The sequence below is a fragment of the Hymenobacter sedentarius genome (assembly GCF_001507645.1).
GTDB lineage: Bacteria > Bacteroidota > Bacteroidia > Cytophagales > Hymenobacteraceae > Hymenobacter > Hymenobacter sedentarius.
In genome coordinates this window covers 4634273-4648987 of the sequence record NZ_CP013909.1, presented here as the reverse complement: position 1 = coordinate 4648987, position 14715 = coordinate 4634273, and the positions used below count along the sequence as shown (strand labels likewise).

11 protein-coding genes are annotated in these 14715 nt (G+C 62.3%); 7 read left to right on the top strand and 4 right to left on the bottom strand.

Features of this window, described 5'->3' with window-relative positions; translation table 11 throughout:
- Positions 1-8: 8 nt before the first annotated feature.
- A complete protein-coding gene (locus AUC43_RS18955) occupies positions 9-1409 on the top strand; it encodes an RtcB family protein (RefSeq protein ID WP_068197446.1) in 1401 nt (466 codons plus the stop codon).
- A 285-nt stretch (positions 1410-1694) separates the two neighbouring features.
- Here AUC43_RS18955 and AUC43_RS18950 read toward each other — a convergent pair whose 3' ends face one another.
- From AUC43_RS18950 to AUC43_RS18940, 3 genes are all read right to left on the bottom strand, one after another.
- Positions 1695-6464, bottom strand: a complete 4770-nt coding sequence (locus tag AUC43_RS18950; protein WP_082685219.1) for a DUF4394 domain-containing protein — start codon at positions 6462-6464, stop codon at positions 1695-1697.
- A 189-nt stretch (positions 6465-6653) separates the two neighbouring features.
- Complete coding sequence (locus AUC43_RS18945) at positions 6654-7169, bottom strand: MOSC domain-containing protein (protein ID WP_068197440.1); 516 nt, start codon at positions 7167-7169, stop codon at positions 6654-6656.
- 28 nt (positions 7170-7197) lie between these two features.
- Complete coding sequence (locus AUC43_RS18940) at positions 7198-7662, bottom strand: hypothetical protein (protein ID WP_068197437.1); 465 nt, start codon at positions 7660-7662, stop codon at positions 7198-7200.
- A 373-nt stretch (positions 7663-8035) separates the two neighbouring features.
- On the opposite strand from AUC43_RS18940, the gene AUC43_RS18935 reads away from it, so the two are divergent.
- From AUC43_RS18935 to AUC43_RS18920, 4 genes are all read left to right on the top strand, one after another.
- The gene (locus tag AUC43_RS18935; protein ID WP_068197434.1) at positions 8036-8989 is read left to right on the top strand and encodes a M48 family metalloprotease; all 954 of its coding nucleotides are present in this window, start codon (positions 8036-8038) and stop codon (positions 8987-8989) included.
- Positions 8990-9108: 119 nt separating this feature from the next.
- Positions 9109-10023 carry a PhzF family phenazine biosynthesis protein gene (locus tag AUC43_RS18930; RefSeq protein WP_068197432.1) on the top strand — a complete coding sequence of 305 codons (915 nt, stop codon included), beginning with the start codon at positions 9109-9111 and terminating at the stop codon, positions 10021-10023.
- 252 nt (positions 10024-10275) lie between these two features.
- Positions 10276-11109: an Fpg/Nei family DNA glycosylase gene (locus tag AUC43_RS18925; protein ID WP_068197430.1), complete on the top strand. Its 834-nt coding sequence runs from the start codon at positions 10276-10278 to the stop codon at positions 11107-11109.
- A 295-nt stretch (positions 11110-11404) separates the two neighbouring features.
- Positions 11405-11632, top strand: coding sequence for a hypothetical protein (locus AUC43_RS18920; protein WP_068197427.1), 228 nt, complete (start codon positions 11405-11407; stop codon positions 11630-11632).
- Positions 11633-11719: 87 nt separating this feature from the next.
- On the opposite strand, the gene AUC43_RS18915 is transcribed toward AUC43_RS18920, so the two are convergent.
- Complete coding sequence (locus AUC43_RS18915; protein WP_068197424.1) at positions 11720-12763, bottom strand: SDR family NAD(P)-dependent oxidoreductase; 1044 nt, start codon at positions 12761-12763, stop codon at positions 11720-11722.
- A 189-nt stretch (positions 12764-12952) separates the two neighbouring features.
- On the opposite strand from AUC43_RS18915, the gene AUC43_RS18910 reads away from it, so the two are divergent.
- Positions 12953-13462, top strand: a complete 510-nt coding sequence (locus AUC43_RS18910) for a hypothetical protein (protein ID WP_068197420.1) — start codon at positions 12953-12955, stop codon at positions 13460-13462.
- A 146-nt stretch (positions 13463-13608) separates the two neighbouring features.
- The gene (locus tag AUC43_RS18905) at positions 13609-14652 is read left to right on the top strand and encodes a bile acid:sodium symporter family protein (protein WP_068197417.1); all 1044 of its coding nucleotides are present in this window, start codon (positions 13609-13611) and stop codon (positions 14650-14652) included.
- Positions 14653-14715 lie beyond the last annotated feature (63 nt).

Below are 14715 nucleotides of genomic sequence, written 5' to 3'. Positions count from 1 at the left end.
ACTCCGCTATGGCCAACCAGCTCCGGGGCAACGACCTCCGCAAAATCGGCTTTCCCGAAGGCCCCGCCATTGGCCGCGCCCTCGACGTGCTTGCCCAAAAGGACTTTCGCAAAATGGACAAAGGCAGCGCCCTGGCCTTGCTCAAGCAAATCAAGGACGACCCGTTTAAGTATGTGCGCGACGAAAACTGGCGGCCCGTGGCCGAGCTGCTGGTGCCCCAGCCCTCGCGCAATGTGGCCCTGAATCCCGAAATAAAAGACTATCGCCGCTACGGCAACGACTTCATCGAAGATGGCGCCCGCCGGCAAATGGACGTGGCCATGCAGCTGCCCATCACCCTCGACGGTGCCCTCATGCCCGACGCCCACCAGGGCTACGGCCTGCCCATTGGCGGCGTGCTGGCCACCGACAACGCCGTGATTCCCTACGGCGTGGGCATGGACATTGGCTGCCGCATGGCCCTATCGGTGTTTGAGCTGCCGCCCGCCTACCTCGAGCAGCGCCGCCAGGAGCTGCGCAAGCTGCTGCTGCACAACACCAAGTTTGGAAACAAAGAGGTGTTCAGCAAGGTGAACACCGACGACCCCATCTTCGAGCGGCCCGAGTTCCGGGAGATTGCCGTGGCCCGCCAGAAGCTGGATTCGGCGGTGAAGCAGCTGGGTTCGTCGGGCTCCGGCAACCACTTCGTGGAGTTCGGGATGGTCGACATCACCGACCCCACCAACGACCTGCACCTGCCCGTGGGCCAGTACCTGGGCGTGCTCTCGCACAGCGGCTCGCGGGGGCTGGGGGCGGCCATTGCGCAGCACTACACCAAAGTGGCCATGGACAAATGCCCCCTGCCGCCCGAAGCCCGCCACCTGGCCTGGCTCTCGCTCGACTCGCAGGAGGGGCAGGAGTACTGGGCGGCCATGAACCTGGCCGGCGACTACGCCTCGGCCTGCCACCACGACATTCACAAGCGCATCAGCAAAGCCCTGGGCGAAAAGCCCCTGGCCCAGGTCGAGAACCACCACAACTTCGCCTGGAAGGAGGTGCTGGCCGACGGGCGCACCGCCATTGTGCACCGCAAAGGGGCCACGCCCGCGGGCCAGGGCGTGCTCGGCATCATTCCCGGCTCCATGACGGCCCCCGGCTTCATCGTGCGGGGCCGCGGCGAGCGGGATTCACTCAGCTCGGCCTCGCACGGCGCGGGCCGGCGCCTCTCGCGCACGCAGGCCAAGGCCAAGATTACCGAAGGCGAACTGCGCCGCGAACTGCGCGACCACGGGGTTGAGCTGATGGGCGGCGGCCTCGACGAAGCCCCCGCCGCCTACAAAGACATCCGCCAGGTAATGGCCCACCAGCGCGACCTGGTGGACGTGTTGGGCTCGTTTACTCCGAAAATAGTGCGCATGGACGGCGCTTAATGCCGTGGCTGGCTGCAGTGCGGCGGGCTCTCCAGCAGCAGCGAGGTCGGTACCTATGGCGAAGCCACACAAATCGTCGCCGTCGGCAATCCGATAGCTGAGCAGCCCGCGTAGGTCCGGCTATGTCCAATAGGACAGTTGTTTTCATAGCTCAGAAAGCCTCTCGCCCTTGGCGAGGGGTTTTTTATTGCCCGCACCGGAAGCAGCCACTCAAAAAGAAAGCCCCGCCTGATGCAGGCGGGGCTTTCTCAATACCAGTCAGGAATGCTTTCCTGGTTGCAGCTTTTACTGCACTACCAAGCGTTTGGCTACGAGGCCAGCGGCGGTACGGGCCAGCACGGAATACACGCCGGGGGCCAGGCCCGTTACGGGCAGCTCCAGCGTTTCGCCAGCGCCGGCAGCCAGTGTGCGGGTCAGCATCACGCGGCCTACATTGTCCACCACCGCTACCACCGTGGCCTGATTGCCGCGGAGCGACAAGGGCAGGAGCAGGGTAGCCGCGCTGTGAGCCGGGTTGGGGTAAACATTGGCCAGTTGAGCCAAGGCAGCCGGAGCCGTGGCCAGCACGCGGGCCTGCGTGGTGAAGAGCACGGCGTAGCGACCGCCGGCGGCACCATTCGCCGTCAGATTTAGGCTCAACGAATTGGCGGTGGCCAGGTCGGTGAAGGTGCCGGTCAGGGCGTCGCGCAGATAGGCGTGGTAGTTGCCGGGCAGGTTGGCTAGGTTGTCAACCGTCAGCGTGTAGGTGCCGGCCGTGAGGGCGGCCACGCGCAGGGGCAGCAGCACGTCGGCGTTGGTGAGGGCGGGCAGGCCGTTGATGGCGAGTGGCTCTGCGGCAGCGGTCTCGGTGGCAAGGGTCAGGCCATTGGGCGCGGGCAGGGCAACGGCATCAAACGCGCCGTCGAAGCTGGCGGTGGCGCCTTGCTCAAAGTACATGGTCGCCTGGGTGCGGGCCGTGGCGTTGCCCAAGGCCAGCGTAAGCTGGGGCCGGGTGTCAGCGGTGCCGCGCTGGAAGGGCGTATTGTCGAACGTGGTCAGGCGCTCGGCGTTGGTGAAGGCAATGCTGCCGACTAATCCCGGGCTGGTGCGAACAAAGAAGCCCTGCGCCACGGGCAGCACGTTGGAGCCCCCGTTGTTGCGCACGCCGTTGATGTAACTGGCATAAGAACCGGTGTACTGGCCGCTGCTCTTGAACACGTACAGCGCCTGTTCCATATTGACGAGGCGGTTGTTGCTAATCATCTTGTTCCAGTCGAGGGGCGCGGGGTAGGGGTTGCCGCGCAGGTGCCAGCCGCTCTGGGTTTGGGGGCCGCGGGTCAGGCCGATGGTGGGGTTCAGGTCGTCGCTGGCAGTGCTCAGCGGGCCGTTGTTGAGGGTGCCCACAAAATCTACCACGGCCTGGGCCGAGATGTTCACCGTGTAGCCACGGGTCACCCGCAGAGGGTCAGCAGTCGAGTTCGGCGAGAAAAAGCCTTTGTCAAAGTCGATGGAGCCGGCACTGCCACTCGTGGTCACGCGGGCTTCGTTGTAGCCGTACACGTTGGGGAAAGGCGTGACAGTATTGCCATCAGTATTGTAAGCCGGATTCACAACCGGCGTGAAAACACCTGGTACCGCCAGGTCGGCCACCGTGCTGTTGGCCACCGGCGAGCTGTAGTGGCGGTAGCCCAGGCCGGTGTTGCGGCTGGGGTCGATGTAGCGCTGCACCGTGGCAGTACCAATCACAAGGCCGCCGGTGTTATCTACCAGCGCCGTGCCGCCGATGGAAGACAGCAGGGTAAACGCATGGTTACTGGTAATCAGGTTGCCGAGTTGCAGCCGTACCACCTGCATGACGCCCACTGGCTGGCTCAACGTAACGCCCGCTACATTAAGCACGGCCAGGTTAAGCACCTGGCTGGGCAGGCCCGAACCCGTTACTTGAGCTAAAGTGCCGTTGTAGAGGTAGCTGGCGGCGGGGCTAAAGAAGCGGGAGCCGCTTACCTGCACCGCCCCCACCGCACCGGTGGTGGCAATACCGGCCGGGTCGCAGATGGCGAGGGCTGCGCTGGCTTCCAGCACAAAGTTGCCGGGTCCGGTTATCGGCTGGCAGTTTTGCAGCAGCGAACCGCCTGATTGCACGGTGAGGGTACCCGCTACGTTGAGCTGGCCCACTAGCGTGGCCACGCCGGTTTTGGTGATGGTTACGTTGTTGTAGCTGCCCGAAATGTTGCGGGTGTTGTCCACTACGAGGTCGGTCAAAGCCGGCGCCGTACCCTGGCCGCTCAGGTTGATAACGTAGGGGTTGTTGGTCTGGCTGTTGTTGGGAATGCTCAGCGTCCCCGAGTTCGTACCAGTTGAAGCAGGGGTAAACGTGAGGCTGAACGTAGCGGAGCTGTTGGGCGCCACGCTCGTAGGCGGGGTTCCGCTGAGGGCAAATGGGCCGGTCAGGGCGAAGGTGCCGAGGGTGAGGTTATCGGTGGCGCTGCCGTTCGTAATCGTGAAAGTCACCGGGGCCGAGGAGCTGCCCTGCGTGGTGCTGGCAAAGCCGCTGAAGCTGCCGCCGTTGCCAATCGCATTGCCGCCCTGGCTTACGGCAATTAGGGGATTGGGAGTAGCCACCTGGCCATTACCGCTGAGGTTAACTGTATATACAGCGGCGTTGGAAGCGTTGGAATTAATCACCAACGTCCCGGTGCGCGCGCCCGATGCAGTAGGCGTAAACGTCACACTCACCGTCGCTGAACTGCCGGCAGCCACCGTGGTGGGAGCGGTGCCACTCACGGCAAAGTTGCCGGTGGTAGTGATGCTGCTAATCGTGAGCGGGTCGGCGCTGGTGTTGGTAAGCGTGAAAGCCACCGGCGCGCTGGTCGTGCCCACCAGTTGGTTGCCAAAGTTATAGGCAGTGCCATTGTTGGGGTAGCTGGTGCTGCCCTGCGTAACGGCCAGCGTAGGCGCTGGCACCGGCATGGCATTTACCGTGAACGTAGCCGCGGCCGACGTGCCCCCGCCGGGAGCAGGATTGGTAACGGTAACCGGGTAAGCGCCGGGCGTAGCCTGGTCGGCAGCCGATAGTGCAATAGTGAGCTGGGTAGCCGAAACGAACGTGGTAGTGCGCGCCGTGCTGCTGAAGTTGACCACCGAAGAGGCCAGGAAGTTGGTGCCATTCACCGTCAGCGTTTGTGCGGCGGTGCCGGCCGTCACCGTCGAGGGGGAAAGGCTGGTAATGGTCGGGGCAGGGTTATTCACCACCGGTGCATTTACCGTGAATGTGGCCGGTGCCGACGTGCCACCGCCGGGAGCAGCATTGGTAACCGTCACACCATAAGTGCCAGCGGTCGCAATATCAGAAGCCAGAATGGCGGCCGTTACTTGAGTGGCCGATACAAAAGTGGTGGTACGAGCTACGCCGTTGAAGCTCACCGTCGAGCCGCTGATGAAGCCGGTGCCATTGACCGTGAGGGTAAATCCAGGGTCACCAGCCGTAGCCGAGTTGGGCGATAGGCTGGTAATAGTCGGGGCTGGGTTGGGAGTAGCAGCCGTGGTAAAACTGGTAGTAGCGGCCGCCGAGGTAGCTCCGCCCGCGCAGTTGCTCACAATGCTCACGGCGTAAGTCGTGTTGGGCGTGAGGCCCGTCAGGTTTACGGGCGAGGCACTAACGGTTTGGGTGCTGGCCGTACCGCCCGCTGGCGTTAGGGTAAAAGTGTAATCCGTGGCCGTAGCGCTGGCCGTGAAGCTCACGGTGGCCGAATTGCTGGTCACGTTGCTGGCCGCCGCGTTGGTAGGTGCGTCGCACGGCGTAGGCGTGGTTCCCGTAGTGCTAAAAGTGGTGCTAACGGCGCTGGAGGTGAGAACTCCATTGAAGCAGTTGCTCACGATGCTCACCGTATAGCTAGTGCCTGGCGTCAGGCCCGTCAAGGCTACCGGCGAAGAAGTTGCCGTTTGGGTAGTGGCGGTGCCGCCGGCGGGCGTCACGCTCACGGTGTAGTTGGTGGCCGAGGTACTGGCCGTGAAGCTCACCGAGGCCGAGGTATTGGTAATGCTGCCCGCAACGGGGTTGGTCGGGGCATTGCACACGGGCGGAGTGAGGGGGACGGCTAGGTCAAAGACATTAAAACCCGACGAAGAACCAGCTGGTATGAGGGTCCTTTTGTTAGTGACTACTCCTGATTGAAGGTCTACGTCGAATAAGTTAGTGGCCGAAAGGCCGGTGGATGGGGTTCGGGGGAATTCTACCTGAATCAGGTACCCCATGGTAGAGTTGTTGGCGATGTCCAACCCATAAGCCAAAGAAGAGCTAAGGTTATCGATGCCAGCTAACAAAAGCTGAGGCTGATTTCTGGTGAGCGTCCCGGCATCGGGCGGGGACTGAATTGTTAGAATGCTGCCGTTAAGCTTGTCAATGTCGTAGAGCGTGGTGCTGGTGCTGCCAATAGTGGAGTTGGAGTACGCGGCCGTGGCTACGCCAGGGGTGGCAGGAGTGCCGGCTGAATAAGTAAGGTCGCCGCCTCTGAGAATCACTGACCCGTCGTTCGGGTTGAGGCTGTAGTTAGCGCGATTGCTGCTGACTACTTGGATGAGGTCAGTTACCGGGTTGAAATCAAACCCGATATTGTCGACCGTAGGGCCTAGCAAAAGGTCAATGGCCGAGCCCACTCGCGTAACCGCTCCACTGGTGGTATTCACCGTGTACAACTGGGCGTTAGCCGTCGTTTTGGAAGGGTCATAGCCCAATCCATATACTAAACCGTTCAAAGGGCGCGAATCAATTCCCACAAGCTTCTGCCTGGCAGTTACCCCCGAAATCTTTACAGGAAAGGCGGACGGATTCGCGCCGCCCTGGCCGTTAGGTGCAGTGAAGAAAAAGACAAGGCCCTGGTCGCCAATAGATGCACCGGGCGGAAAAAACAGGTTTCCTGGATCTACTTTCTGGGTAGCCGTACCCAAACCATAAATGAATGACACCGTGGCTGGGGCTTGTGCCTGTGTTGCTGCGCTAATCAGCAGTAGGGCCGCGGCGAGCACATAACGAAAGCGCCTACGCAGGGCCGACAGCGGAAGTAGGTGTGTTAACATAGAATGAAGTAAGGGTTAAGTAGAAAATTAAGCAGAACTAGCCATAGCCGCATATAGCGACGCCTGTGGCGTCAGGTACGTTAGTTATTAGAATTACGGATGAGTATTGTTTAAAAAAGTCATAAGCGCACGATACAGCTTGCCTTCGGTGCACGCAAGCCGGTGTCTAACATACGGAAAACAAACTGCTTATTCAATGACTCGTATGGTGTCTCCCACCCGAATGACGCCGCCCTGGGTGATGTGCGCCGTGAGGCCGCCGTAGCCCCGCATGGCGTTGTAGCCGCCGGGGCCCAGCTCTTCCTCCATGCGCGAGCAGGGGTGGCACTCGCCGGTGATGTCCAGAATTACCTCGTCGCCGATTCGGATTTGGCGGTTTTTCAAAGCCAGCAGGTTCAGGCCGCTTACGGCCAGATTCCGGCGCAGGCGGCCGGGCTCAATCGGCGCATCCAGCCCAAGGAATTGGGCTACCGATGCCAGGGATTCGTGCTGAATAAGTGTGATTTGGCGCTTGCCGCCGGGCTTGGGCCGGGCGTGGTCGCCGAGCATGTGCGAATCGGTTTTCAGCTCAACTTCCTGCACCGACACTAGGGGCTCGCGCCGCAGGGGCCGCTGGCCTATCCATTCCAGCCGGCCGGTTTGGGGCAGGGTGGCCAGCAGCTTCGCCACCACCGATTTATCGTCGCCAAAGAAAGGGAATGCCATAGGAGCGTTTAGGTAGAAGGGGTAAGGGTTAGAGTTCGTCGGGGGTGCCGAAACCTTCGCGAATTTCGGTGTGCCGGATTAGTCCGCCAAGGTTGCCGGCCCGGGCCAGCAGCCCGAAGCTGAGCCCCGTGGCCAGCAGCGCCAGCAGGGCCAGCAGCCGGGCCCGCGGCGAGGCATTTTTCAGCAGGAGTAGGGCAAACAGCGCCAGTGCCCCCGCGCCTTCCAGCACCCAAAATCCCTGCTCAGCCGCCGCGGCGTGGGCCTGAATGAGGGCCCGGCTGACGCGGGGCATATCCTGCACAATTTTGGCGGCCCCCTCGCCGGTAAGCTGCGCCGGCAGGCAGAGCAGGCCAGCCGCCAGCACTGCCACCAGCCCAGCCCGCGTCAGGCTGGTGTTATTTTGCCCCAAGCCGGCCGCCAGTAGCACAAATGCGAACAGGCTGCCCACTATCGGCACGTGGTTAAAAATGAGGTGAATATGGGCTTGGCTCATGCGGGAAGTTAGAAAATAAGCCGAGCGGTAGTAGTCGGGCGGGCAAAGCTACCTCGGTGCCGCTTGGGCCGGAGCGCAACGCAACCGTTGACGGCTCGCCGCGACTCTTGTTTAATGAACTGCTACCAACCACAAATCGTTATTCACCTACTTCCGAATGTCTCCAGGCAAGCTGCTTCGCCGGGCTACTGCGCAATGAAAACCCAGCGGGGTCGTTGCTTGCTTGAGCCATCGTTTTGTTGAGCCAATTCCTTGTAGCACTGCTGAGTTCCCTGGTTCAATTAGGGGCTTAGCGGCTGGGCCTCACGAGGGATATCTGGCACTTCGCTTGCCATAGTCTGGTCAATAGTCATTCACTTTCTGCCTTCTTGCTATGACTTCCCTCCCTCGTTTTATTAGCCGCCTTGCCGCCCCGCTGCTCCTGGCCCTCCCGTTGGCTTTTGCGGCGCCCGCTGCGGCCCAAACCGCTCCGGCGCCGACCGACGTAATCCGCGAAATCACCGATGCTGTGGGCCTCAAGGCGCGCTTTGAGCTGCGCGCCACCCGCGACATCGACAACGCCGCCGCCGTGGTGTACGACGGCAAACGGTACCTGCTGTACAACCCCGATTTTTTGAGTGCTGTAAACCGCGCCGGCCATACCGATTGGGCGGGCATCAGCATTCTGGCGCACGAAATGGGCCACCACCTCAACGGCCACACCCTGCGCCCCGGTGGTTCGCAGCCGGCCGATGAGCTGGAAGCGGATGAGTTTTCGGGCTTTGTGCTGCGCAAGCTAGGGGCCAGCCTGGCCCAGGCCCAGGCGGCCATGGCTACAGTGTCGGATGACGAGGGCTCGGCAACGCACCCGGGCCGCGCCCCGCGCCTTACCGCTATCAGCCAAGGGTGGCAGCGCGCCAATGGGCAGATTGTGGCCAGCACCAAGGCAGCCGCGCCCTCCGCGGCGCCGGCCGTGGTGGCCAGCATCCCCCGGCCGCGGGAAGCCCGCAGCACCGCATCTGTGCGCCCATACCCAGCCACCCGCGGCGATGACACCGATGAACTAGTCGCCATCAGCCAGACAACCGGCGATGCGGTGCGCCTGGTGGGCCAGCTCACTTTCCGCAGCGACCCCAGCCAGCGCTACTACCTCACCAATGCCCTGAAAGTAGTACGCGTAGACGATGACGACAATGCCGAAGTGGTGGGCCGCATCGTCCGCACTACCAACAGTACCTTCCCCTACGTGCTTACAGACAGCCAGCAGCGCCGCCTCTTCATCACGGCGCGCGGCGATGTGTACGACAAAGAAGGCCAGCGCGTAGCCAAGCTGCACGACCCCTCGTAAGGCCCGGAAAGTCTTCGTGAGAAAGCAGAAGCCGACTGGTTAAGTACCGGTCGGCTTTTTTGTGTTGAGCTGGCCCGTTGTTCCTTCGTGGCGGTATTCACGTTGTTTTCCTGCTGCTCATGTCCCAATTGCCGTTTCTGCTTATCGATGCCTTCACTACCCAGCCGCTGCGCGGCAACCCCTGTGCAGTGGTGCTCGATGCCGATGCCCTTTCGCCTGCTACACGCCAGGTCCTGGCCCGCGAGTTCAACCAGTCAGAAACAGCGTTTATCAACCAGTCGGCGCCGGGCAGCACCGAATTCACGGTGCGCTTTTTTACGCCCGCCGAGGAGATTCCGCTGGCTGGGCACCCCACCATTGCCACGGTAGCAGCCTTGCTGCACACGGGCCGGGTGGCCTTGCCAGCCGACGGCTCTTCGTTGGGCTTGACGCTGAACCTGCTGCACGGGCCCATTCGGGTCGATGTGCTGCCCGGTGCTGCAGGCGAGCTGCCGCTGATTTGGATGACCCAGCGCCGGCCCGTTTTTGGGGCCGTGCATGCGCCTGAAAAAGTGCTGCCGCTCTTCGGCCTCACACCCGATGACCTGCTGCCCGGCGCGCCCATCCAGACCGTGAGCACCGGCACGCCCCAGCTCATGGTGCTGCTGCGCGACCAGGCCGCCCTACGCCGCGCCCACGTGGCCGATGCCGCCGGCCTGGGCCGCTACCGCGCCGAAAGCGACTTTTTCAGCCCGCACCTGTTTTGCCTGGGCGGGGCCACGCCGGCCGGCGACACCTTCGCCCGGCACTTCGGTACGCCGCCCGATGTATCGGAAGACCCCGTCACGGGTTCCGCCACGGGTGGCATGGCAGCGTATCTGTGGCACCATGGCTACCTGAATTCGCCCAATTTCCTGGCCGAACAGGGCCACGACATGGGCCGCGCCGGCTCGGTGCAAGTCCGCGTGAGCGGCCCACCTGAGGCCATCGAAGCCGTGCAGATTGGGGGCACGGGCGTGGTGGTGCTGGAAGGAAGCCTGCGGGGTGATTTGTAGGGCCGGGCTGCAACCAGGGACGAATTCGGGTTGTTATGGTTAGCAGTTGAATGTCATGCCGAACGCTGCGCTGCATCTCGCCCGCGCCGTCTGTCATGCTGAGCCTGTGAAGCATCTTATCCCCGCTGAACGACGCAAGCGTGAGAAAATGCTTCCTTCGTCAGCATGACAGACGGTTTGCATCGAAGCGGTAGAGATGCTGCGCTCTGCATGACGCTCAACTACTAAATTTTATAACCTACCTCCTCATTCGTGCCCGAATTACCCGAAGTCGAAACCTATCGCCGCTTTATTGACGAACTGGCCGTGGGCCAAACCATTACCGCCCTGCAGGTGAACGATGCGCACGTGCTGGCCACGCCTGAGGACCAACTCCGGGCCGGCCTCGTGGGCCGTACTATTACGGGCACAAGCCGCTTGGGCAAAAACTGCTTTCTGGAGCTGGACAACGGCAAAGTGCTGGTGCTGCACTTTGGCATGACCGGCGACGTGGGCGCCTACCGCGACGAGCCCGACGCCCCGCGCTTCACCCGCGTGGCGCTGCACCTCGAAGACTCTGGCCTGCGCCTGGCTTTTATCGACCCGCGCAAATTTGGCCGCATCCGCCTAGCCGATAGTGCCGCCGCGCATCAAAAAGCTAAGAAGATAGGCCCCGATGCGCTCGACATCACCGCCATTGAGCTGCACCAGAAACTTGCCCGTCGCAAAACCCTGCTCAAGCCCCTGCTGCTCGACCAAAGCATCACGGCCGGCCTCGGCAACTGGATTGTGGACGAAGTGCTGTTCCAGGCCAAAATCCACCCCGAGCGCATTGGCGCTACGCTTACCGAAAAGGAGGGCCGGGCCCTGCACGCCGCCGTGCAGCTGGTGCTCACCACGGCCATCAACCAAGAGGCCAATTATCGGCATTTCCCGGCCTCATTTCTCATCCACGCCCGGGAGTGGGACACCAGCGCCACGCCCAGCAGCGACGATGCGCACACCTTCTGCCCGCGCCACCCCAAGGTGAAGATTGATAAGTACTACGTGGGCGGCCGGGCCACCTACACCTGCGCGAAGTGCCAGCCCAAGCCAGCGGCTGCGTGAAATTGAGCTACCGGTAGTGCCCAGGTTTTCGCCTTGCTCGGGAGCAGGGGTAGCTGTTGTGGCGGCGGTGTTTGGGGGAATTTAAGGCTAAAAGAAGGCTATTGCCTTTTCAACTTGGCACTCAATTTGAGTTGTGGGTGCAAAAGGACCGGTTCGTCGTGTTTCAGAACCAATTGGTCGAAAGCGCGGGTTGGTGGCACATTATTTAACCTGATGTATGTGTTCATTTGCCAGCGACAAAAGGCTGCCAATGGCGCTGTTGGTCATCATCCTGCCACCTTATTCACTTCCACTTATGTTGCGCTCCTTCTTTCTGTTCGCTTGCCTGCTCGGCTTATTCACCACCGCAGAAGCAGTTGCTGCACCTGCTCGCAAAATCCTGCCCGGCAACCACCGCCCAAACTATCGGCTGTATGGCCACCATGGCTTGTTCGAGAAGGGCTTGTTTGGCGGATTCCACCGCAAGGCCACGGCCCGGCCTTCCAACACGCACTTTGCCAAGAAGCACCGCGGTACCCTCTAGAGACTTGTAGATACGCCACAACGCAACGCCGCGCCAACGAGCCGCCTTCGAGCAGCTGGTTGGCGCGGTTCTGTTTTATGCCGGTTTCTAGGCCTCGTTGTTTTTGGCGGCCGCCTTGCGGCTAAGGGTGGTGAGGGGCGACTGCGAAAGCGCGCTCTCGCTGTTGTAGCCGGTGCGGCGCACGTTGGCGGCGGGGCTTTCGCCGGTGGCGGGCAGGGCGCGGTTGAGCCAGCTCAACACGTCGGTGGTGGTGCCGGGCAGCAGGCCGTGGAAGGCTGAGAGCAGCTTGGCCGGCAGCGAAAGAATGATTTCGCCGTCGCCACGGCGGCAGGCGTTCCAGATTTGGCGGGCGGCTTGCTCGGCGCTCATCGTGAGGCCGGGCATAGAGTCGGCGATGCTGAACCAGGCAAACTCTTTCTGCTGCTGGCCCTTCACTAGGGCATGGCCGGGGCTGCCGGTGCGCAGCAGGCCGGGACACACCGTGGTTACGCTGATGCCGTGCTGCCGCAGCTCGGCCCGGAAACCTTCGGACAGCCCCACCAGGGCAAACTTGCTGGCGCTGTACGGCGCCATGTGGGGCAGGGCTACCTTGCCACCGAGCGAGGAGATGTTGACAATGCGGCCCTCGCCGCGCTGGCGCATGCCCGGCAGCACGGCCTGCATGGCGTGTAGCGGAGCCCAGAAATGAATGGCCATCGAGTCTTCGTAGTCGCGCGAGTCCATGTTGTCGAGCGGGCCACCCACGATGATGCCGGCATTGTTGATGAGCACATCCACGGCGCCCAGTTGGCTTTCGACCTCGGCCACCATGGTGCGTACTTCTGCTTCGTTGGTAATGTCGCGGGCCAGGGTGAGCACGTCGGCTTCGGCGGCACCGGTCAGCAGCAGGTCCTGGCGGGCGCGGGCCAGCTCGGCTTCGTCGCGGGCGCAAATGGCCACCCGTGCCCCCTCGGCTACAGCCTGGCGGGCCAGCACCAGGCCCAGCCCGCGCGAGCCGCCCGTGATGAGCACCACGCGCCGGCTCAGGTCGTAGGAGCCACGGCGATTGCCCCAGAGGGTGGCGGCCAGGGCCGCGGCGCCGATGCCGGCGGCCAGCAGCCAGTTCTTGTTGGTGCGGTGGTCGTTTTTCATAGGGGGTTGTATGCCAAAAGGCGGGGAAAGGTTGCACGGAGGAGGTGCGCGGGCGGCTTTTTCGGCGGGCTCTGGCACGAAACGTGGACGGTACCGCGTTGGGCCCGGTAGCGGATTGGGTTTTCGCCCGATATTTACCCCACTCTTTCGACCTGCCTTTCTGTGCTTTTGATTCCTTATCCCCGTTCCATGAAACTGTTGTTGCTTTCGTCGTTGCTGGCCCTGGCGGCCGCGCCTGCCGTGCGGGCACAAGCCCCGGCCACGGCCACTGTCAAAACCAAGGTGAAGCCCGCGGGCCAGCCTAGCATCAAAACCAGAACCACGCATGCTGCCGAACCAGCGGCCGTGGTTGACGGGCCCTCTGATGCCGTGATTGATGCCAAAGCCAACGCCCTCACGGCCAACATGCAGAAAAACCTGGGCCTCTCGCCCCAGCAAACCGAAAAAATCCGCGTCATCAACCGCCGCGGCGTCGACAATGTGGAGACGGCACGCCTCCGCTACCGCACCGACCCCCGCAAACTCGCGGGCGTTATCGAAAGCATTGGCAGCTCCCGGCTTTCCGCCATCAAAGACGTGCTCACTCCGGCTCAATTTGAAAAATACCAGCGCAAGCGCGAGGAGAAAATGGGCGTGCCCAACGTGCAAGGCGTGCAGGGAACGCCGCCTCCCGGCCTGGGCGGCGGTAGCGACCAATAAGATATGCTACGCAGGCGCTGGTCAGTTATTGGCTTCCCGGCGTTGTAAATTTGTTCTGCAGCGGCGCCAGGCTCCCCAGAGTCTGGCGCTTTTGTATTATCCACTAGCCTCCTGCCGGCCCGGCTTGCCTCGGCGCCCTTTGCTTCATGATACCACAACCCCAGGCTCCCACGTCCGCGCCCAACCGAATTGCCGAACTGCTGGCCCGCGCCGGGCTCGATTGGTTTTTGCTGGCGCTCATCGGCGTGGTGGCGCTGGCTTATTTCCAGCCCAACCTGGGCAGCAAGGCCAGCCCCGTGCCGTGGAAGCTGATTACGACGGCGGGGGTGGCCCTGGTTTTCTTCTTTTATGGGCTGAAGCTGAGCTTTGAGAAGCTGCGCGCCGGCATGCGCAACTGGCGGCTGCATGCCTTGGTGCAAGCGGCCACGTTTGTGCTATTTCCCGCGCTGGCGCTGCTGGCCCGGCCCTTCTTCGGGCCCGAAAAGGGCGAAATGCTTTGGCAGAGCATCTTCTTTCTGTGTGCGCTGCCCAGCACCGTTTCCACCTCGGTGGTGATGGTGAGCATTGCGGGCGGCAACCTGCCCGCGGCTATTTTCAACGCCAGCATTTCCAGCCTGTTGGGCATCCTGCTCACGCCGCTGCTGGCCAGCCTGTTTCTGCACACCAGCGCCGATAGCAGCCAGCTCTGGGGCCTGGCCTTGCAGCTGCTGTGGCAAGTGGTGCTGCCGGTAGGAGCGGGGGTGTTGCTCAATTCCCGGTTCCACGCCTTCGCGGAGCGGCACAAGGCGGGCCTGCGCATTTTCGACCAGGTTACCATCCTGCTCATCGTTTTCACGGCTTTCTGCGATTCGTTTGCTGAAGGCATTTTCAGCCGCTACCGTCCCGCCGATGTCTTCAAGCTGGGCGCGGGCATGGTGGGGCTGTACTTGCTGGTGTTCGTCCTCATCTGGAGCCTGAGCCGGGCGCTCCATTTCTCGCGCGCCGACCAGATTGTGGCTGTGTTCTGCGGCTCCAAAAAGTCATTGGTCCACGGCAGCGTAATGGCCAGCCTACTATTCCCGGCCAGCGCCGCCACTGGGTTGATTTTACTTCCGTTGATGCTGTACCATGCCCTGCAGATTGTGCTGGCCAGCAGCATGGCGCAATGGCTGGGCCGGCAAACCGTGGTTGAGCCGGTGGCCGCGGTGTAAGGTGGAAATGGACTCGTAGCGCGGGCACCTCACCCCCGGCCCCTCTCCATAAGAGAGGGGAGC

Bases quoted from the DNA above. Each gene is read 5' to 3' on its own strand.
- AUC43_RS18920 (WP_068197427.1), top strand. From the start codon at position 11,405: ATGTTGCGCTCCTTCTTTCTGTTCGCTTGCCTGCTCGGCTTATTCACC.
- AUC43_RS18950 (WP_082685219.1), bottom strand. From the start codon at position 6,464: ATGTTAACACACCTACTTCCGCTGTCGGCCCTGCGTAGGCGCTTTCGT.
- AUC43_RS18955 (WP_068197446.1), top strand. From the start codon at position 9: ATGGCCAACCAGCTCCGGGGCAACGACCTCCGCAAAATCGGCTTTCCC.
- AUC43_RS18910 (WP_068197420.1), top strand. From the start codon at position 12,953: ATGAAACTGTTGTTGCTTTCGTCGTTGCTGGCCCTGGCGGCCGCGCCT.
- AUC43_RS18935 (WP_068197434.1), top strand. From the start codon at position 8,036: ATGACTTCCCTCCCTCGTTTTATTAGCCGCCTTGCCGCCCCGCTGCTC.
- AUC43_RS18930 (WP_068197432.1), top strand. From the start codon at position 9,109: ATGTCCCAATTGCCGTTTCTGCTTATCGATGCCTTCACTACCCAGCCG.
- AUC43_RS18915 (WP_068197424.1), bottom strand. From the start codon at position 12,763: ATGAAAAACGACCACCGCACCAACAAGAACTGGCTGCTGGCCGCCGGC.
- AUC43_RS18940 (WP_068197437.1), bottom strand. From the start codon at position 7,662: ATGAGCCAAGCCCATATTCACCTCATTTTTAACCACGTGCCGATAGTG.
- AUC43_RS18905 (WP_068197417.1), top strand. From the start codon at position 13,609: ATGATACCACAACCCCAGGCTCCCACGTCCGCGCCCAACCGAATTGCC.
- AUC43_RS18945 (WP_068197440.1), bottom strand. From the start codon at position 7,169: ATGGCATTCCCTTTCTTTGGCGACGATAAATCGGTGGTGGCGAAGCTG.